We start from the raw sequence: 19,651 nt of genomic DNA, 5'->3' as shown, positions 1-19,651 counted from the left end.
TAAACCAATAGAAAAAGTGAGGTAAAAAATATGGGTAGAATGTTTGGGACAGATGGAGTTAGAGGTATCGCCAACACAGAATTAACATCTGAAATAGCGTATGGCTTAGGGAGAGCAGGAGCTTATGTATTAACAGAAGGAACTCACAAGCCAAAAATATTAGTTGCAAAAGATACAAGAATATCAGGAGATATGCTAGAAGCAGCTTTAGTATCAGGAATATTATCAGTTGGAGCTGAAGCTGTTATATTAGGTGTTGTTCCAACTCCAGCAGTAGCACATTTAATAAGAGAATATAATGCTGATGCAGGTATAATGATTTCAGCATCACATAATCCTGTAGAATATAATGGTATAAAGTTTTTTGATAATAAAGGATACAAGTTACAAGATGAATTAGAAGATGAAATTCAAAGAGTTATAGAAAGTGGCTTTGAAGGCGTGCCAAGCCCAACAGGACATGACTTAGGAAGATCATCTATGGAAATTGGAGCTCTTGACGAATATACTGATTATGCATTATCAACAATTCCAGTAGATTTAAAAGGTTTAAGAGTAGCTTTAGATTGTGCAAATGGTGCATGTTACAAGGCTGCAGTAAAGGCATTTAGACAACTTGGAGCAGAAGTTTATGTTATAAATGATAATCCAGATGGAACAAACATAAATGAAAACTGTGGATCAACTCATCCAGAAGAATTACAAGATTATGTTGTAAGAAAAAAATGTGATTTAGGATTTGCTTTTGATGGTGATGCAGACAGATGTTTAGCAGTAGATGAAAAAGGAAATCTTATAAATGGAGATTTCATACTAATGTTATGCGCAAAACATCTTAAGGACTTAGGTAAGCTTAAGGATGATACTTTAGTTGTTACAGTAATGAGTAACTTAGGGTTAGACATTGCTTGTAAGAAAGAAAATATAAAGACAATAAAGACTAAAGTTGGAGACAGATATGTATTAGAAGAAATGGTTAAGGATGGTTATATTTTAGGTGGTGAGCAATCTGGACATATAATATTCTTAGATTATAATACAACTGGTGATGGATTAGTTACAGCTCTTCAAGTTGCTGCAATAAGAAAGAGAAGTGGAAAAACTTTAAGTGAGCTAGCTGGAATAATGAAGGAGCTTCCTCAAGTTTTAGTTAATGCTAAAGTTCCAAATGAAAAGAAAAATATATACTTAGAAGATGAAGAAATAATTAATGAAATAAAGAAAATAGAAGAAGCACTGCATGGTGCAGGTAGAGTCTTAATTAGACCTTCAGGAACAGAACCACTAGTTAGAGTTATGCTTGAAGGAGAAGATCAAGAAGAAATAGATAAAATGGCACATGGATTAGCGGATTTAATATTAAGTAAAATATAGTAGAAAAATGAAAGAATGAAGTGCTGTTTGAAATTATTATTTCAAATGTACATGAAATAATTAAAGAAGAAACTCAGCTGAAGAGCTGAGTTTTTTCTTTAATATAATATATAATTATTTTACGAATTTAGTCAAAATTCAAGGGACTAACGTTTCGTTATATCCTTGAATTTTATGCCTATTCCTCTATTGTTACTTATAATTGTAATTCTCCATTATCCTTTACTAAATTTATTCTTACATGAAGTACTCCTGAATATAATAGTTGTATCAGTATTGTTGGTGATATTTACCACGGTTAATTGTAGTGGTGGAAATCCATACATAAAAAACATCCCTCTCAATTTAAATATTTTATATTAAAATAAATAATTTATTATTAACAAATTATCTGTTTTAGTATCTTGTGAACTAAATTTAATTTAGAATGTAAAATTATATATAAGTAATATGTTTTAAAATCTACTGATTAATAAATAAGAATCTTAGATTTAAACTGTAAATTAAATTAGCAAAAAAATGTATATTTTTCTAATACATATTTATGATGATGAAAAAATAATTACTTATTTATCAATAGATATATAATTTGAATATTAAAATGGTAATATTATACTCTTGAAATAGTATTCAAAAAGCAATCTGGTAAAGTTTTTACTTTATAATTGACACTTGAAGAAATGAAGAGTAAAATTTTAGCAATAACAAAATTTAATATGTCCTTATAAGTTTTATAAATGCGAAGACGGAGACTTTTATTTAGGCGATAAAGTTACAGAGAGTCCATGGTAGGTGTGAATGGATACTTTACTAAATAAATATCACTCTAGAGCAGTGTCCAGAAAGTACAAGGGGGTATGAGTAAGCGACTACCGGTAAGCACCGTTAAAGGCAAGGGTTTGTTAGAACCTAGTGATAGTATAATTTAAGGCGGAATGTTTATTACCACCATATTGAGTCATATCATTAAGGGTGGTTTTTTTACACAATTTTTTAATAAAGGGGGCTAAAAATTTGGAAAGGCATGTATTATCTGTACTGGTACGTAATTCATCTGGGGTATTAACTAGAGTTTCAGGATTATTTGCAAGGCGTGGATTTAATATTGATAGTTTAACTGTTGGAAGAATAGAGAATCCAGAAATATCAAGAATGACAATAGTATTAATGGGAAATGAAGATATACTAGAACAATTTACAAAACAACTCAATAAGCTAGAAGATGTTCTAAGAGTACATGAATTAAAGTCAGAATTTTCGGTATATAGGGAATTAGTTTTAATTAAAGTACAAGCTTCACCAGAAAAAAGAGGGGCAATAAACGAAGTAGTAAAAATATTTAGAAGCAAGATAATAGATGTTGCTCATAACACAGTAACAATAGAGTTAACTGGCGATGATAGTAAAATAAATGCATTAATAGAGCTTATGGAAGACTACGGAATAGTAGAAATAGTAAGGACAGGAATAACAGCATTAGAAAGAGGCGATAAAGATATAACAAGTTATGGGGAATACTTTAATTGAAATGAAAAAATGGAGGAATGAAAGAATTTAGGTTAAAATTCTTTTGGAATTTTTTTAGTTAAAATTAATAATTCAGCATTGCTGAATTATTTCATTAACTTTTTCATTATTAATTATTTCATTCTTCCCATTACTATTGGGGGGGTTTAGCAATGAGCAATAGGCGAATAGAGATTTTTGATTCGACTTTGAGAGATGGGGCACAGGGTGAAGATATTTCATTTTCTCTTGAGGATAAGATAAAGGTTGCTATGGCGTTAGATGATATGGGGGTATCTTATATAGAGGCGGGGAATCCAGGATCAAATCCAAAGGATATGGAATTTTTTAAAAGGATGAAGAAAGTTGATTTAAAGAATTCTAAGTTAGCAGCATTTGGTGCAACAAGAAAAGCTAACATTAAGGTTGAAGATGATATTAATATTAAAAGTTTAATAAAAGCAGAAACGGATGTTATTGTTATATTTGGTAAAGCATGGGGTTTTCAAGTTAAGGAAATATTGAAAACTTCATTGCAGGAAAATATAAATATGATAAATGATTCAATTAAATATATAAAAAGCAAGAGTAAAGAAGTCATATTTGATGCAGAGCATTTCTTTGATGGATATAAAGAAAATAAAGCATATGCTATGGAAACTATAAATACTGCAAAGGAAGCTGGGGCTGATGTAATAGTATTATGCGACACAAATGGGGGGACTCTTCCATCTGAAATTAGAGATATATCAAAGGATGTAATGAAATCAATAGGTGGACGAGTGGGAATTCATTGTCATGATGATATTGGAATGGCTATATCAAATTCAATAATAGCTGTAGAAGAAGGAATATGCCATGTTCAGGGAACTTTTATAGGTGTTGGAGAAAGATGTGGCAATGCTAATTTATCAGCTATTATCCCAACATTACAATTAAAAATGGGATTTGAAGCTATACCACAAGAAAGATTAGCAAATTTAACAAAGACATCAAGGTTCATTTCAGAAATTTCAAATATAAATTTATCAGACAATATGCCATATATAGGAGCATCAGCTTTTGCACATAAGGGTGGGATGCATATAGATGCAGTTTGTAAGTCGTCAAAATCATATGAGCATATAAAACCAGAGCTTATAGGAAATGATAGAAGATTTTTAGTATCAGAAGTAAGCGGTAAAAGTACAATTCTAAAAGAAATACAAAAAAATTTTCCAAACATAACAAGAGAAAGTGAAGAAGTAGAAAAGATAACTAATAGACTAAAGGAATTAGAATATGAAGGCTATAAGTTTGAAGGAGCAGAAGGAACAGTAGAACTTTTAATAAGAAAAACTATAGGAAAGTATAAACCATTTTTCAAACTTAACCATTTTAAAACCATAGGAGAGCAGCCGTGGAATAATAAATATTTTACTTCAACAGCATTAATCAATATAACAGTTGATGGTAAAAATAAAATGACTGCATCTGAAGGTGATGGTCCTGTAAATGCATTGGATAAGGCATTAAGAGAAGCACTTGAAAGTTTTTATCCACAATTAAAAGAAGTAAGATTAGTAGATTATAAGGTTAGAGTTTTAGATTCGGAAAGTGCTACAGGAGCAAAGGTAAGAGTTCTTATAGAATCAACAGATGGAATAGAAAATTGGAGTACAGTTGGGGTATCAAGAGATGTTGTTCAGGCCAGTTGGATAGCTTTAGTTGATTCATTAGAGTATAAATTAATAAAAGATATAGAAAAAACAGTAAGAATGTATTTTTAAAAGGGGGACTATAAGATGGGAATGACTATGACTCAAAAGATTCTAGCAGCTCATGCAGGTTTAGAAAGTGTAAAGGCAGGGCAATTAATTGAAGCAAACTTAGATTTGGTGTTAGGTAATGATATTACATCTCCAGTTGCAGTAAATGAATTTAATAGACTAAATTTAGATAAAGTATTTAATAAAGATAAAATAGCTATAGTACCAGATCACTTTACACCTAATAAAGATATAAAAGCAGCAGAACAGTGCAAGCTTATTAGAGAATTTGCGAGAGAAAAAGAAATAACTAATTTCTTTGAAGTTGGAGAAATGGGAATAGAGCATTGTTTAATACCAGAAAAAGGATTAGCTGTTGCAGGGGATGTTGTAATTGGGGCAGATTCACATACTTGCACATATGGAGCATTAGGAGCATTTTCAACAGGAATAGGATCAACAGATATGGCGGCTGGAATGGCGACAGGTAAGTGTTGGTTTAAGGTTCCTTCAGCAATAAAGTTTGTTTTAAAAAATAAGCCATCAAAATGGGTTAGTGGAAAAGATGTAATACTTCATATAATCGGTATGATAGGTGTTGATGGTGCTTTATATAGATCCATGGAATTTGTGGGTAACGGATTAAAATATTTATCAATAGATGATAGATTTACAATGGCTAATATGGCTATTGAAGCAGGCGGGAAAAATGGAATATTTCCAGTAGATGATGTGACAATTAGATACTTAGTTGATCATGCACAAAGAGAATGGAAGGTATATGAAGCTGATGAAGATGCTGAGTATGATGAAGTTTATGAAATAGATTTAAGCAAATTAAGGCCAACAGTAGCATTTCCACATTTACCAGATAACACAAGGACTATAGATGAAGTAGGGGAAGTAGCTGTAGATCAAGTTGTTATAGGATCTTGCACAAATGGAAGAATTTCAGATTTAAGAGTTGCAAGGGATATATTAAAGAATAAAAAAGTTAAAAAGGGAGTTAGATGTATTGTATTCCCAGGAACTCAAAAGATTTATCTTCAAGCTTTAGAAGAAGGTATAATAAAAGATTTAGTAGAAGCTGGAGCAGTAGTTTCAACTCCAACTTGTGGTCCATGCCTGGGCGGGCATATGGGGATACTTGCAAAGGGAGAAAGAGCAATATCAACAACAAATAGAAACTTCGTAGGAAGAATGGGGCATGTTGAATCAGAAGTTTACCTAGCAAGTCCAGCAGTAGCAGCATCATCAGCATTAACGGGGAAGATAACAAACCCGGAAAAAGTGGGAAAGATTAAAGAATAAAAAAATGAAAAAATTGTGGATGAAATTCCTTGGGGATTTCTGTAATAAGGAGTGGGAGAAAAGAATGAAAGCAAGTGGAAAGGTCTTTAAATATGGTGATAATGTAGATACGGATGTAATAATTCCTGCAAGGTATTTAAATACATCTGATCCTAAGGAATTAGCAATGCACTGTATGGAAGATATAGATTCTGATTTTACTAAGAAGGTTGAAAAGGGAGATATAATTGTCGCAAATAAGAATTTTGGATGCGGTTCATCAAGAGAGCATGCTCCAATAGCAATAAAAGAAAGTGGAGTAAGTTGTGTAATAGCATCGACATTTGCAAGGATATTTTATAGAAATGCAATAAATATAGGATTACCAATAATAGAATGCGAAGAAGCGGTTAAGTCAATAGATGCTGGAGATGAGCTTGAAATAGACTTTACAACAGGAGTTATAAACAATAAATCAAAAAAACAAGAATATCAAGGCGAACCATTTCCAGAGTTTATGCAGAAAATAATAAATAGCAATGGACTAGTAAACTATATTAAGAGTGAAAAAGTGAAGAGTGAAGAGGGAAAGAGTTAAGGATGAAATTCTTTCAGAATTTCTGTAATAAGAAATAAGAGGGAAAAGTGAAAGAGGTATTGATGAAATTCCTTTAGAATTTCATTTAGAATATTTAATAATTCAACTCTGTTGAATTATTACCTAAATTTTTAACTTTTAACTCCTTCATTATTCCCACTATTACAAGGGGGCTTTTTAATATGAATTATAAAATAGCGGTTATACCAGGAGACGGAATTGGACCAGAGGTTGTGGAACAAACTGTGAATATTTTAAATTGTGTTGGGGATAAGTTTAAGCATGTGTTTGAATATGAGTATTTATTAGCTGGAGGATGCGCAATAGATGAAAAAGGAACACCTCTTCCAGATGAAACTTTGGAAGCATGTAAAAAGGCTGATGCTGTATTACTTGGTGCAGTTGGAGGTCCAAAATGGGATGATCCAAATGCTAAAGTTAGACCAGAGCAAGCATTACTTGGGCTTAGAGGTGGAATGAATTTATATTGTAATTTAAGACCAGCTTTATTATATGCACCACTTAAAGATGCATCTCCACTTAAAGATAGCATTATAGGAGATGGAATTAATATATGCGTAGTTAGAGAATTAACTGGTGGAATATATTTTGGAGAAAGAGGAAGAGAAAATTTAGAGGGCGTGTCTGGAGCTTATGATACTGAAAGATACAATGTAAATGAAGTGAAAAGAATAGCTAAAATAGCATTTGATACAGCTATGAAAAGAAAGAAAAAGCTTACAAGTGTTGATAAGGCTAATATTCTAGAAACTTCGAGATTATGGAGAGGTGTTATAGAAGAAGTTGCTAAAGATTATCCAGAAGTAGAAGTAAATCATATGTATGTTGATAATGCTGCTATGCAATTAGTTAGGGATCCAAGACAGTTTGATGTAATAGTAACATCTAATATGTTTGGAGATATTTTATCTGATGAAGCTAGTATGATAACTGGATCAATAGGGATGTTACCATCAGCTTCATTAGGAGAAGGTACTCTTGGAATGTATGAGCCTATACATGGAAGTGCACCAGATATTGCAGGAAAGGGAATAGCTAATCCACTAGCAACAATACTTTCAGCAGCAATGATGATGAAGTTTAGTTTCAATTTAGAAAAAGAAGCAAAGCTTATAGAAGATTCTGTTGTAAAAGTTCTTGAAGAGGGATATAGAACAGGTGACATAATGAGTGAAGGAATGAAGCTAGTTGGAACTAAAGAAATTGGGGAATTAGTTTCAGAAAAAATATTAGGATAAAAGAGGTGAGTTAGTTGAGAAGTGACGTAGTTAAAAAAGGACCATCAAGAGCTCCTCATAGATCATTATTAAAGGCAACAGGTCTTACGGATGAAGAAATAAATAGACCTTTAATTGGAGTTGTAACATCACAAAATGATATAATTCCAGGTCATATAAATTTAGATAAGATAGTTGAAGCAGTAAAAAAGGGAGTATTACTATCTGGTGGAACACCTTTAGTGTTTCCAACTATAGGAGTATGTGATGGTATTGCAATGGGACATGAAGGAATGAAATATTCCTTAGTTACAAGGGAGCTTATAGCAGATACTATTGAGTGTATGGTTAAGGCTCATGGATTTGATGCATTAGTTTTAATACCAAATTGCGATAAAATTGTTCCAGGTATGATGATGGCAGCATTAAGGCTAAATATTCCATCTATTATTGTTAGTGGAGGACCGATGCTTGCAGGAAAATTTAAAGGTAAGGAAGTATCACTTTCAACTATGTTTGAGGCAGTTGGGGCTTATGAGAATGGAACTATGTTAGAAGGAGATTTATGTGAGCTTGAAAATAAGGCATGCCCAACATGTGGATCATGTTCAGGAATGTTTACAGCAAATTCTATGAATTGTTTAGCAGAGGTTTTAGGGTTAGCATTGCCTGGAAATGGAACTATACCAGCAGTATATTCAGAAAGAATGAGACTTGCTAAATATGCAGGGATGAGAATAATGGATTTATTAGAAAAAGATATAAAGCCAAGAGATATAGTTAATGAAAAATCTATAAAGAATGCATTGACAGTTGATATGGCACTCGGATGTTCAACAAATAGTGTGCTTCATTTAACTGCAATTGCAAATGAAGCAAAGGTCGAAATGAATTTAGATATTATTAACGAAGTATCCTCAAAAACTCCAAATCTTTGTAAATTAGCACCAGCATCTGATATTCATATAGAAGATTTATATTGGGCTGGAGGAATACAAGCTGTTATGAGGGAACTTTCGAAGAAAGATTTATTAGAGTTAGAGTGTATAACAGCCACTTCTAAGACACATAAGGAAAATTTAAAAGGTGTAGTGGTAAATGATAATAATGTAATAAGAAGTATAGAAAATCCATATAGCACTACAGGTGGTATTCAAGTGTTAAAAGGAAACCTAGCTGAAGATGGAGCAGTAGTTAAAAAATCAGCAGTATTAGAAGAAATGTTAACACATAAGGGGCCAGCAAGAGTATTTGATTCCGAAGAAGAAGCAATAGAAGCAATTCTTTCTAAAAAAATTATAAAAGGTGATGTAGTAGTAATAAGATATGAAGGGCCAAAGGGTGGACCCGGAATGAGAGAAATGCTATCTCCAACATCAGCAATAGCAGGAATGGGCTTAGATAAATACGTAGCATTAATAACAGATGGAAGATTTAGTGGGGCAACAAAAGGAGCTGCAATAGGGCACGTTTCTCCAGAAGCAGCAGAAGGAGGAAATATAGCATTAGTTGAAGAAGGAGATAAAATTTCAATAGATATACCAAATGGAAAACTAGAACTTTTAGTAGATGAGGAAGTATTAGCAAAAAGAAGAAAAAATCTAAAAATACTTGAACCAAAAGTAAAAGAAGGATATTTAGCAAGATACGCTAAGTTAGTAAGCTCAGCTAGCAAAGGAGCAATACTGGAGTAGTGAAAAGTGAAAGAGTGAATAGGGAAAGAGTGAAAGAGTTAAGGAAATAATTGATCTTTAATGAATTATAAAAAAATGAAAGAAGTTATGAAATAACTCAGACAAGCTAAGTTATTGGAGAGTAAAAGTTAGAATTGAAGTTGTTAAGGTAGTAGGAAATATGAAATTAATAATTTCAAATTAAATAATTAAGCTTCTGCTTAATTATAACCATAACTTTTTCACTCTTTCACTCTTCCCATTAAAATTAAGGGGGTTATTTATGTTTTTAACAGGGGCTGAAATATTGATTAAATCTCTCTTGGATGAGGGGGTTGATACTATTTTTGGATATCCTGGTGGTGCTGTTCTTAATATATATGATGAGTTATATAAGTATAGAGATAAGATAAATCACATATTAACGGCGCATGAGCAAGGGGCGGCACATGCAGCAGATGGGTATGCAAGGGCTACTGGGAAGGTTGGTGTATGTTTAGCAACTTCTGGGCCTGGGGCAACTAATCTTGTGACTGGGATAGCAACTGCATATATGGATTCTATACCAATGGTTGCAATAACGGGAAATGTTACAAAGCAACTTCTTGGAAAAGATAGCTTTCAGGAGGTTGATATAACTGGAATAACTATGCCGATAACAAAGCATAATTATATAGTTAAGGATGTTAATGACTTACAAGGAATTATAAGAGAAGCTTTTTATATAGCTAAAGAAGGAAGACCGGGTCCAGTACTAATAGATATACCAAAAGATATTACAGCAGCTAAAGTAAAATATGAACCTATAATACCAAAGGAAGTAGAGCGAAAAACAAAGCATATAACTGATAAAGCTTTAGAAGAAGTAGCCGCATTAATAAATGAGGCTGAAAATCCTTTTGTATATGCAGGTGGAGGAATAGTTGCATCAGAAGCTTTTGAAGAGCTAAAGGGATTTGTTGAAAAAATAAATTCACCTATAGCTACTTCTCTTATGGCAATCTCAGCATTTCCTTATGATCATCCATTATATACAAGAATGATAGGAATGCATGGAACTAAAGCTTCAAATATATTAGCTACTAAATGTGACCTCTTAATAAATTTAGGAGCAAGGTTTAGTGATAGAGTTATAAATAATCAAAAAAATATAAAGAACACAAAGGTAATTCATATAGATGTAGATCCGGCAGAAATTAATAAAAACATTAAAGTAGATTCATTTATAGTTGGTGACTTAAAGATAGTTCTTCAAAAATTAATACCATTATTAAAGGAAAAGAAAAATGAAGAATGGTTAAATCAAATGAATGAACTTAAATCTTTAAATGTTAGAGATACTTCAGTTACAGGAGAATTAACTCCAGAATTTTTATTTAGAAAGCTAAGTGAACTAGACGATGGAAGTTTTGTAATTGCAACTGAAGTAGGACAGCATCAAATGTGGGCTGCTCAGTATTTTGATTATAAATATCCAAGAAGCTTTATATCATCAGGTGGACTTGGAACCATGGGCTTTGGGTTAGGAGCATCGATTGGGGCTCAAATTGCATTAAAGAATAAGCAAGTTTTTAATATAGCTGGAGATGGAAGCTTCGGGATGAATTGTAATGAACTAGTTACAGCAGCAAAAAATAATTTGCCTGTAATTATAATAATAGTTAATAATAATTCATTAGGAATGGTAAGGCAATGGCAAAACTTTTTCTATGAAGCAAGATATTCATCAACAACTTTAAATAGATCAACTGATTTTGTTAAATTAGTAGAGGCCTTTGGGGGAAGAGGTTTTAGAGTATATGAAAAAGAAGAACTAGAACCTGCTTTAAGGGAAGCTTTAGAGTTTAAAGGGCCAGTAGTAATTGATTATGTAATTCATAATGATAAAAAAGTATTTCCTATGGTTGCACCTGGTGCACCAATTAATGAAATAATAAGTGAAGAAGATGTAGATAATTAGGGGGTTAGAAAAATGGCAAAAATGTATTATGAAAAGGACACAAATTTAGAATTATTAAAGGGGAAAAAAGTTGCTATAGTTGGATATGGTAGTCAAGGACATGCACATGCATTAAACTTACATGAAAGTGGAGTAGAGGTTGTAGTTGGACTTTATGAAGGAAGTAAGTCTTGGGAAAGAGCTGAGAAAGCAGGATTACAAGTGGCAACAGTAGCAGAAGCTGCAAAAGCTGCAGATGTAGTAGTTATATTATTACCAGATGAAAAGCAAGCAAAGGTATATAATTCAGAAATAGCTCCATACCTAGAAGCAGGAAATTCATTAGTATTTGCACATGGATTTAATATTCACTATGGACAAATAGTTCCACCAGAAAATGTAGATGTATTTATGTGTGCGCCTAAGGGACCAGGACATATGGTAAGAAGAACTTACACAGAAGGATCAGGAGTTCCTTGTTTAATAGCTGTATATCAAAATCCAACAGGAAATGCTCGTGATTTAGCTTTAGCTTATTCAAATGGAATAGGTGGAGCTAGAGCTGGAGTTTTAGAAACTACATTTAAAGATGAAACAGAAACAGATTTATTTGGGGAACAAGCAGTTCTTTGTGGAGGTTGCACAGCACTTATAAAAGCAGGATTTGAAACTTTAGTAGAAGCAGGATATGCTCCTGAAAATGCATATTTTGAGTGTTTACATGAAATGAAATTAATTGTAGATTTACTATATCAAGGCGGAATGAGCATGATGAGATATTCTATATCAGATACTGCTGAATATGGTGACTATATGGTAGGGAATAGAATAGTAACTGAAGAAACAAAGAAAGAAATGAAAAAGGTATTAACAGAAATTCAAGATGGAACTTTTGCAAAGAATTGGTTACTAGAAAATCAAATTGGAAGACCGATGTTTAATGCAAGAAGAAGAATGGAAACAGATCATCCAATTGAAAAAGTAGGTCAAGAATTAAGAGAAATGATGAGCTGGATAGATACTAAAAAGTTAGATTAAAAAAGTTTACAAAGTTGTTATGGTTTGTCCATAACAACTTTATTTTATACATATTTAATATATGATATAATAAATTAAGGAAAACAAAGGAGGATTGAGTATGTTTTTGAATGAACTTAGTAGGGAGTTAGGTACTGCCTATATTAACTTACTTGTAGAATTTGCATTAGTAGATGATAAAGTAGAAGAACAAGAGAAGGAATTAATTGAGAGAGCGTTAAAAGAAATGAATATGGAAAACTTTGACTTAGAAGAAGTTAGCCATGAAGAAACAATTAATATCATAAAGAACGCTGGAGGAAGAATAATAAACATAGTATTTTTTGAATTGACTAGAGTTGCACTAGCTGATGCTGAATATGAAATGTCTGAAGTGAGATTTTTAGATGATTTAGCTGAAGAATTAAATATTTCTAGAGTTAAGAGATTCCAAATGGCAGATTATTTTTATAAGCATTCAGAATATGATGAAGGAGATATAGAAAGTCAAGAATCAGCAAAAATAGAAGCACAAGCGTTTTTAAATTAAAAATTAAATAAATAATAGTAAATTAGTAGAGAAAACCTATATGTCTATGTTTTAGAACTTATTTATAAAATTAATAAAATTGAATTTCTCTACTTTTTTCTTTTAATGTTTAAGTGGAAATATATTGGTTTATTCTAATTTTAATTAAAGTTATGAAATTAGTAAACTTACATATTTTCACTTTCCTATTTTGTAAATAAGTAATAAAATAGGTAATGAAATATTTTGAAGGGAGAATTTATTTTGGGAATAGGAAGCTTTTTAAAATTAGTAGAAATACAAACAAAAGTAGCAAGTGTAATTCCATTTTTATTAGGGACTTTTTATAGTTTATACAGATATGATAATTTCAATATAAAAAATGCAATAATAATGTTTTTATCAATGATAATATTTGATATGACTACTACAGCAATCAATAACTATATGGATTATGCAAAAGCAGTCAAAAAAGAAGGATATGGATATGAAACTCATAATGCTATAGTTAGTTATAATTTAAATCCAAAAGTAGTTAGGAGAACTATTTATTTTATGTTTATATTAGCAACAGCTTTAGGCTTATTATTAGTTAAAAATACAAATATAATAGTTTTATTAATAGGTGCAGTTTCATTTGTTATAGGAATTACGTATTCATTTGGGCCAATACCAATATCAAGAACACCGTTTGGAGAAATATTTTCAGGCCTTGCAATGGGATTTATAATAACATTTTTAACTATACATATACATATATTTGATTTAGGAATATTATCAATTAACTTCAATGATTTAAGTAATATAAGCATTAATTTCAATATAATTGAGTTAATATACATATTTATTATAAGTTTACCAGCTATAATGGGAATTTCTAATATAATGCTTGCAAATAATATTTGTGACATAGATGAAGATATAGAAAATAAAAGATATACACTTCCAATATATATTGGAAAAGAAAATGCTTTAAAGGTATTTAAATGGTTATATTATATTGGATTTATAGCAATAGTAGTGGGAGTACTACTTAGAATATTACCAATAGTTTCAATAGTAACATTATTAGTATTAAAAGTAATAAATAAAAATATAAATAAGTTCAATAAAATTCAAACTAAAAAAGATACTTTTATATTAGCAGTAAAGAATTTTGTTGTAATGAATGTAACTTATGCACTAACTATATTAGTTGGAGTTGTTTTAAATTTATTTTAAAAATAAAGATACTTTTGGGTAAATTATTTTATTAATTTGTGAGAAATAATGCAAATAATTTTTAGTTTTAAAGAAGGAACTGTCTTTTAAGATAGATCCTTCTTTTTTTACCATGAGTTTATAGTGAGATGAGTATCATATTGTGGTGACTTTGAGGCTGTAGATATGAGAACACCATAAATGTGATGCTTACCTAATAAGTATAATTTAAAAATTAAGAGAGAAAATAATTATGTGGTTAAGAGAGAGAATAATTATATGGTGAAAAAAGGAGGAATTAAAATGAAAAAATTATTAATAGGTATGTTAATAACTTGTAGTTTAGGATTAGTAGCCTGTGGAAAAACTACTGCAGAAAATCCATCAACAAACAAAAATTCAGGCACAGGAGTAACAGAAGGAACAAATAATGGGACAAATGGTACTGGCGTGACAGATAATACAAATTCAAATACTAATGGTACCAATAATCAAGGGGGATCAGTAAATGAGAATAGGACTTCTGTAAATAATTTGTACACAGAATTTAAAGGAAAAGTTGAGGGCGGAATAGAAAATATAAAAGCTGAAGATTGGGATAAATATAGCAATGAATTTAAAGGAAAACTTACAAATTTAAAGAATACTGTTGAAGATGCTTCCATAAAAAGTACTGTAGGGGATATGGAAAATCTATTTAACGAATATGATAAAGCAATAAGAGAAAAGACAGATGTTGCTAAAGATAAAGTAGAAGAAATGAAAAATAGGATAGAAAATGCACTAAAGTAGATAGTGAAAAGAGGTTATCTTAAAAAGTATAGTTTAAGATAACCTTTTATTAAGCTATAAATTACTTTTATAAAGGCTTTTTATTGAGTTATAATTTACTTATTAAGATTATAGTAAAGATTAGACTAGGTGATAAAATGAATTATGTTTATATATTAAAATGTAGCGATAACACTTTATACACAGGATGGACAACCTCCCTAGAAAAAAGAATAAAAGCTCATAATAGTGGAAAGGGAGCTAAATATACAAGAGCTAGATTGCCAGTAGAAATAGTATATTTTGAAGAATTTAAAGATAAGAAAGATGCAATGAAAAGAGAATATGCAATAAAGCAATTATCTAGACAGGAAAAATTAAAATTAATAGGTAGTTTTATTGAGGACGATGCAGTTTAAATTAAATGCTAGTAAAGTATATTCTACTATAATTAAAATTAAATTAATAAAAAATGTAGTTACTTTTGTAAAAAGAAAAGTAACTACATTTTCCTAGAAAATAGATAATTATGAAAGAATAAGATTTAAAGTATAAATATGAAAACTCAGCTCAAGCTGAGTTTTTTTCATAATTATCAATTCTCCATTTTCCATTGTCAATTGAAGATATGTCTAGACATCTACATGTATAGTTATTAATAGGAGTAAACAAGAGTAAATAGAAGATATATAGAATTAATTTAATAAAATAGCTAAAAATAATTAAATTTAGATTAAAACAGTTGATTTTAAGAAAAAATATGTTAGAATTAGTGTAGATTTTAATTTGAAGTGCATAAGATAAATTATAAAAATTAAAAGGAGAATAGAAGAATAGAAAAGCGCCAGAGCTATTTGTTACCTTTAATAGGGCAAATAGCTGACGAGGTTGGGGAGTATCGATACTTCGGCGGGTGCCCCACGGTATTGCACACTACCGTTAACAGCTAATAAAACTGTGAAGTAATTTGCAGGACAAGATTAGCTTGGTGTTAAAGCCTTCAAGGTGCTATCGCACAATTTAAAATTAATAATTAAAAATGTAAAGTTAAAGAAGAAACTCCATAAGGAGTTTCTAAAATAGTATATTTTACATTATAAATTTTTAATTTAAAGGTGTTGTGACAGCTACTTAATTTTAAAATCAATAATATACGTAAATGGAAGGAAGAAAAGAATATGTGCGGAATAGTTGGATTCGTAGGAAAAAAGGAAGCATCTCCAATATTAGTTGAGGGATTATCAAAGCTTGAATATAGGGGGTATGACTCAGCAGGAGTAGCAGTATTGGATGATGGAGAAATTAAAGTTAGAAAGTTTAAAGGGCGTTTAAAAAACTTAGCTGATGATTTAGAACAGAGTCCTTTAAAAGGAAGCATGGGAATAGGACACACTAGATGGGCAACTCATGGGGAACCATCAGATATAAATTCACACCCTCATACAAATGAAAATGCAACAATAAGTGTTGTTCATAATGGAATAATAGAAAATTATATAAAACTAAGGGAATGGTTAAAGGGAAAAGGATATGAGTTTTACTCAGAAACTGATACAGAGGTTATTCCAAACTTAGTGGATTATTATTATAAAGGAGATTTATTTGAAGCAGTAGTAAAAGCAACTTCAAAAATGGAAGGAAGCTATGCAATAGGGGTTATTTGTAAAGATGAACCAGATAAAATAGTTGCAGTTAGAAAAGATAGTCCATTAATTGTTGGAGTTGGAAAAGAAGAATACTTTATAGCTTCAGATATTCCAGCTGTTATTAACCATACTAGAGAAGTTTATTTATTAGAAGATAAAGAATTTGTAATAATGACTAGAGATGGAATAGAAATTAAGACAGAAGATGGAGAAGTTGTAGACAAGGATATTTATCATGTTACTTGGGATGTAGATGCTGCTGAAAAAGGTGGATATGAAGATTTTATGTTAAAAGAAATTCATGAGCAACCAAAAGCAATAAAAGATACATTAACATCAAGAGTTATAAAGAATACTAAAGTTCAATTAGATGATATAGATTTTACTAAAGAGGAATTAGAAGCTTTTGATAGAGTATTTATAGTAGCATGTGGAACAGCTTATCATGCTGGACTAGTTGGTAAAACTATAATAGAAAAGCTAGCTAAAATACCAGTTGAAGTTGATATAGCTTCAGAATTTAGATATAGAGATCCATTAATAACAGAAAATTCATTATTAATAGTTGTAAGCCAATCTGGTGAAACAGCAGATACATTAGCAGTTTTAAGAGATGCTAAGAGGATAGGAGCAAGAGTTCTTGCTATCACAAATGTTGTTGGAAGTTCAGTTTCAAGAGAAGCACATCATGTTGTTTATACTTGGGCAGGTCCAGAAATAGCAGTTGCATCAACAAAGGCTTATGAAACACAATTAATAGCTATGTATATTTTAGGAATATACTTTGGAGAAATAAAAGGAACTATAGACAATGAATTATCAGAAGCTCTTAAGGAAGAGTTAATGAATTTATCTGAAAAGGTAAAAGAAATATTAACTCAAAAAGAAAAACTACAAAAATATGCTTCAAAGAACTATATGGATAAAGATGTATTTTTCTTAGGTAGAGGATTAGATTATGCAGTAGCTTTAGAAGGTTCATTAAAGCTAAAAGAAATTTCATATATTCATTCAGAGGCATATGCAGGTGGGGAACTTAAACACGGAACAATTGCGCTTATTGAAGATGGTACACCAATTATAGCTTTATTAACAGATGAAAAGCTAAAAGATAAAATGATAAGTAACATTAGAGAAGTAGTAACAAGAGGTGCAAAAATTTTAGGTATTGCTAATGAAGGAGATAAGGAAGCGAAAGGGGTTTGTGATGATGTTATTTACATTCCAAAGACAAACGCTTTATTGACACCAGTATTATCAGTAGTTCCACTTCAATTATTAGCATACTATATGGCTAAGCAAAAGGGTTGTGATGTAGACAAGCCAAGAAACTTAGCAAAATCAGTGACTGTTGAATAATTTTATTGTAATTATAAGGGAGAGATGTAATTATGAGAGAAGAATTAATTAAAACTTTATTAAATGAATATAAAGAAACAGAAAAAGCACTAGAGCTTGGAATGGATTTGCTAAGTGAAAAAGATTATGCTAAAGGTAAATTAGATTTAGTAAAAGTAATAATAGGAGATTTAGAAAAGCTATCTAAAGAAGCTTAATAATATAAGAATAGGGCTATATCAAAAAAATTTGATATTAGCTCATAAAAAGGGAAGTTCTAATTCGAGCTTCCCTTTGCGCATATATAAATAATAAAAATTGATATTTAAATTAAAAAATGCCTTTAAGTAAGTGAAATCAATATTTTAAAAGGGGGTCGCGAAACGCGACTCCCTTTATAAAAATAAAAGATTAACTTTTTTAAGGCAATAAAGCTAATTGAAATTGAATTGGACATTGATTTAAAAAAGTTTTATTTTAAGGGTATATATTATTAAAAATGGATAAATATGGTAAAATTGAAATATACATAATCTAAATGAGGACACATGGTAAGTATAACTTTTATATAAATAAATTAGGAGATTCTTTTTATCATTTATTTGAACTTTATTATAAAAGAAAGGGGACTACGATGCAAAGAGAGATTACAGAGAATACAAAATTATTGAATGAACAAGGAAATTTAAAACAAACAGGATATTCAAGAAATCTAATATTAGATTATGATAGAAAAGATATTAAAGCAAGCTCTCTACGTATTAAAGAATGGGATTATTATTTAATATATAATGATGAATATGGGATTGCTTTAACTCTTGCAGATAATTCTTATATGAGTTTAGAGAGTATTTCTATTTTAGATTTTAAAAATGCAAGAGAAAAAACAGTATCACCAATTCAGGCATGCTCCCTTGGTAAAATAAATATGCCTTCAAGTTCAAAAGAAGGAGATGTAGCTTATACTTCTAAAAAAATTGACTTATCATTTAAACATAAAGATAATAAAAGAATTTTAAAATGTAGAATGGATAATTTTCATGATAAACAAACATTTCATTGTTATCTTGAGTTAGATGAAGAACCTCAAGATTCAATGGTTATTGCGACTCCATTTAAAAAGGAAAAACACTTTTATTATAATCAAAAAATAGTAGGGTTTAAAGTTAGTGGATATTTTCAATTAGGTGATTTTAAATATGAATTTAATAAAAATAGTACAAGAGGCATTTTGGATTGGGGGAGGGGTGTTTGGAATTATAAAAATATATGGTACTGGGGTGCAGGTTGTGGAATAGTTAATAATCATGAAGTAGGATTTAATATTGGCTATGGATTTGGAGATACAAGTGAAGCAAGTGAAAATGCTATTTTTTATGATGGTATTTTGCATAAGTTGGAAGATATTACATTTAATATTCCAAAAGATGAAAATGAAAATTATTTATATACAAAACCTTGGACTATTACAAGTAGTGACCAAAGATTTGAAATGCAATTTGAACCAATTTTAAATAGAGCTTCTTGTACTGATGTGAAATTAATTTGTAGTGATCAAAACCAAGTTTTTGGTAAGTTCAATGGTACTATGATATTAGATGATGGTACAAAGATAGTCTTAAAAGATTTTTTAGCTTTTGCAGAAAGAGTTTTGAATAAGTGGTAAAGTATAACTTGCTTTAAATAAGTACAATAGAAAAAAATGATCTAAGATTTGTAAATTTCTTATTTATAGGATATAGAATTTAAAAATTAATATATCTGATGAAAAATAAACATATAAT

At 30.4% G+C, this 19,651-nt stretch carries 16 protein-coding genes; all 16 read left to right on the top strand.

What is annotated here, in order from left to right; genetic code table 11:
• Nucleotides 1-30 precede the first annotated feature (30 nt).
• The 16 genes from glmM (at nt 31) to J2Z25_RS07850 (ending at nt 19,533) form a co-directional block, all read left to right on the top strand.
• Nucleotides 31-1,374 carry a phosphoglucosamine mutase gene (gene glmM, locus J2Z25_RS07925; RefSeq protein WP_008681106.1) on the top strand — a complete coding sequence of 448 codons (1,344 nt, stop codon included), beginning with the start codon at nt 31-33 and terminating at the stop codon, nt 1,372-1,374.
• A gap of 1,014 nt (nt 1,375-2,388) precedes the next feature.
• Nucleotides 2,389-2,901, top strand: coding sequence for an acetolactate synthase small subunit (gene ilvN, locus J2Z25_RS07920; RefSeq protein ID WP_209739616.1), 513 nt, complete (start codon nt 2,389-2,391; stop codon nt 2,899-2,901).
• 152 nt (nt 2,902-3,053) lie between these two features.
• Nucleotides 3,054-4,649, top strand: a complete 1,596-nt coding sequence (gene cimA / locus J2Z25_RS07915) for a citramalate synthase (protein WP_209739602.1) — start codon at nt 3,054-3,056, stop codon at nt 4,647-4,649.
• Between the two features lie 15 nt (nt 4,650-4,664).
• Nucleotides 4,665-5,939, top strand: coding sequence for a 3-isopropylmalate dehydratase large subunit (gene leuC, locus J2Z25_RS07910; RefSeq protein ID WP_209739580.1), 1,275 nt, complete (start codon nt 4,665-4,667; stop codon nt 5,937-5,939).
• Between the two features lie 64 nt (nt 5,940-6,003).
• Nucleotides 6,004-6,516 carry a 3-isopropylmalate dehydratase small subunit gene (gene leuD, locus J2Z25_RS07905; RefSeq protein ID WP_209739576.1) on the top strand — a complete coding sequence of 171 codons (513 nt, stop codon included), beginning with the start codon at nt 6,004-6,006 and terminating at the stop codon, nt 6,514-6,516.
• Between the two features lie 182 nt (nt 6,517-6,698).
• The gene (gene leuB, locus J2Z25_RS07900; protein WP_209739574.1) at nt 6,699-7,775 is read left to right on the top strand and encodes a 3-isopropylmalate dehydrogenase; all 1,077 of its coding nucleotides are present in this window, start codon (nt 6,699-6,701) and stop codon (nt 7,773-7,775) included.
• Nucleotides 7,776-7,789: 14 nt separating this feature from the next.
• Nucleotides 7,790-9,448, top strand: coding sequence for a dihydroxy-acid dehydratase (gene ilvD, locus J2Z25_RS07895; protein ID WP_209739572.1), 1,659 nt, complete (start codon nt 7,790-7,792; stop codon nt 9,446-9,448).
• Between the two features lie 262 nt (nt 9,449-9,710).
• The gene (gene ilvB / locus J2Z25_RS07890; protein ID WP_209739564.1) at nt 9,711-11,387 is read left to right on the top strand and encodes a biosynthetic-type acetolactate synthase large subunit; all 1,677 of its coding nucleotides are present in this window, start codon (nt 9,711-9,713) and stop codon (nt 11,385-11,387) included.
• Between the two features lie 12 nt (nt 11,388-11,399).
• The gene (gene ilvC, locus J2Z25_RS07885; protein WP_209739563.1) at nt 11,400-12,404 is read left to right on the top strand and encodes a ketol-acid reductoisomerase; all 1,005 of its coding nucleotides are present in this window, start codon (nt 11,400-11,402) and stop codon (nt 12,402-12,404) included.
• A gap of 100 nt (nt 12,405-12,504) precedes the next feature.
• Nucleotides 12,505-12,933, top strand: coding sequence for a PDZ domain-containing protein (locus J2Z25_RS07880; RefSeq protein WP_008681095.1), 429 nt, complete (start codon nt 12,505-12,507; stop codon nt 12,931-12,933).
• Between the two features lie 243 nt (nt 12,934-13,176).
• Nucleotides 13,177-14,133 (top strand): 1,4-dihydroxy-2-naphthoate polyprenyltransferase, encoded by a 957-nt coding sequence (gene menA / locus J2Z25_RS07875; RefSeq protein WP_209739561.1) that lies wholly within the window; start codon nt 13,177-13,179, stop codon nt 14,131-14,133.
• A gap of 282 nt (nt 14,134-14,415) precedes the next feature.
• Nucleotides 14,416-14,904, top strand: a complete 489-nt coding sequence (locus J2Z25_RS07870; protein ID WP_209739559.1) for a hypothetical protein — start codon at nt 14,416-14,418, stop codon at nt 14,902-14,904.
• 137 nt (nt 14,905-15,041) lie between these two features.
• Nucleotides 15,042-15,302, top strand: a complete 261-nt coding sequence (locus J2Z25_RS07865) for a GIY-YIG nuclease family protein (RefSeq protein ID WP_209739557.1) — start codon at nt 15,042-15,044, stop codon at nt 15,300-15,302.
• Between the two features lie 759 nt (nt 15,303-16,061).
• Complete coding sequence (gene glmS, locus J2Z25_RS07860) at nt 16,062-17,888, top strand: glutamine--fructose-6-phosphate transaminase (isomerizing) (RefSeq protein WP_209739555.1); 1,827 nt, start codon at nt 16,062-16,064, stop codon at nt 17,886-17,888.
• Between the two features lie 32 nt (nt 17,889-17,920).
• Nucleotides 17,921-18,085, top strand: coding sequence for a hypothetical protein (locus tag J2Z25_RS07855; protein ID WP_008681089.1), 165 nt, complete (start codon nt 17,921-17,923; stop codon nt 18,083-18,085).
• Nucleotides 18,086-18,501: 416 nt separating this feature from the next.
• Nucleotides 18,502-19,533, top strand: a complete 1,032-nt coding sequence (locus J2Z25_RS07850) for a DUF2804 domain-containing protein (protein ID WP_245173194.1) — start codon at nt 18,502-18,504, stop codon at nt 19,531-19,533.
• Nucleotides 19,534-19,651 lie beyond the last annotated feature (118 nt).

This window comes from Clostridium tertium (genome assembly GCF_017873245.1).
GTDB lineage: Bacteria > Bacillota > Clostridia > Clostridiales > Clostridiaceae > Clostridium > Clostridium tertium.
The sequence above is the reverse complement of the archived record's forward strand: the minus strand, read 5'-3'. Positions and strand labels throughout refer to the sequence as shown.

What these genes read in the sequence shown, in the direction of transcription:
- ilvC (WP_209739563.1), top strand. Translation starts at nt 11,400, where the DNA reads ATGGCAAAAATGTATTATGAAAAGGACACAAATTTAGAATTATTAAAG.
- glmS (WP_209739555.1), top strand. Translation starts at nt 16,062, where the DNA reads ATGTGCGGAATAGTTGGATTCGTAGGAAAAAAGGAAGCATCTCCAATA.
- J2Z25_RS07855 (WP_008681089.1), top strand. Translation starts at nt 17,921, where the DNA reads ATGAGAGAAGAATTAATTAAAACTTTATTAAATGAATATAAAGAAACA.
- glmM (WP_008681106.1), top strand. Translation starts at nt 31, where the DNA reads ATGGGTAGAATGTTTGGGACAGATGGAGTTAGAGGTATCGCCAACACA.
- leuB (WP_209739574.1), top strand. Translation starts at nt 6,699, where the DNA reads ATGAATTATAAAATAGCGGTTATACCAGGAGACGGAATTGGACCAGAG.
- leuC (WP_209739580.1), top strand. Translation starts at nt 4,665, where the DNA reads ATGGGAATGACTATGACTCAAAAGATTCTAGCAGCTCATGCAGGTTTA.
- J2Z25_RS07880 (WP_008681095.1), top strand. Translation starts at nt 12,505, where the DNA reads ATGTTTTTGAATGAACTTAGTAGGGAGTTAGGTACTGCCTATATTAAC.
- cimA (WP_209739602.1), top strand. Translation starts at nt 3,054, where the DNA reads ATGAGCAATAGGCGAATAGAGATTTTTGATTCGACTTTGAGAGATGGG.
- ilvB (WP_209739564.1), top strand. Translation starts at nt 9,711, where the DNA reads ATGTTTTTAACAGGGGCTGAAATATTGATTAAATCTCTCTTGGATGAG.
- J2Z25_RS07865 (WP_209739557.1), top strand. Translation starts at nt 15,042, where the DNA reads ATGAATTATGTTTATATATTAAAATGTAGCGATAACACTTTATACACA.
- leuD (WP_209739576.1), top strand. Translation starts at nt 6,004, where the DNA reads ATGAAAGCAAGTGGAAAGGTCTTTAAATATGGTGATAATGTAGATACG.
- J2Z25_RS07870 (WP_209739559.1), top strand. Translation starts at nt 14,416, where the DNA reads ATGAAAAAATTATTAATAGGTATGTTAATAACTTGTAGTTTAGGATTA.
- J2Z25_RS07850 (WP_245173194.1), top strand. Translation starts at nt 18,502, where the DNA reads ATGCAAAGAGAGATTACAGAGAATACAAAATTATTGAATGAACAAGGA.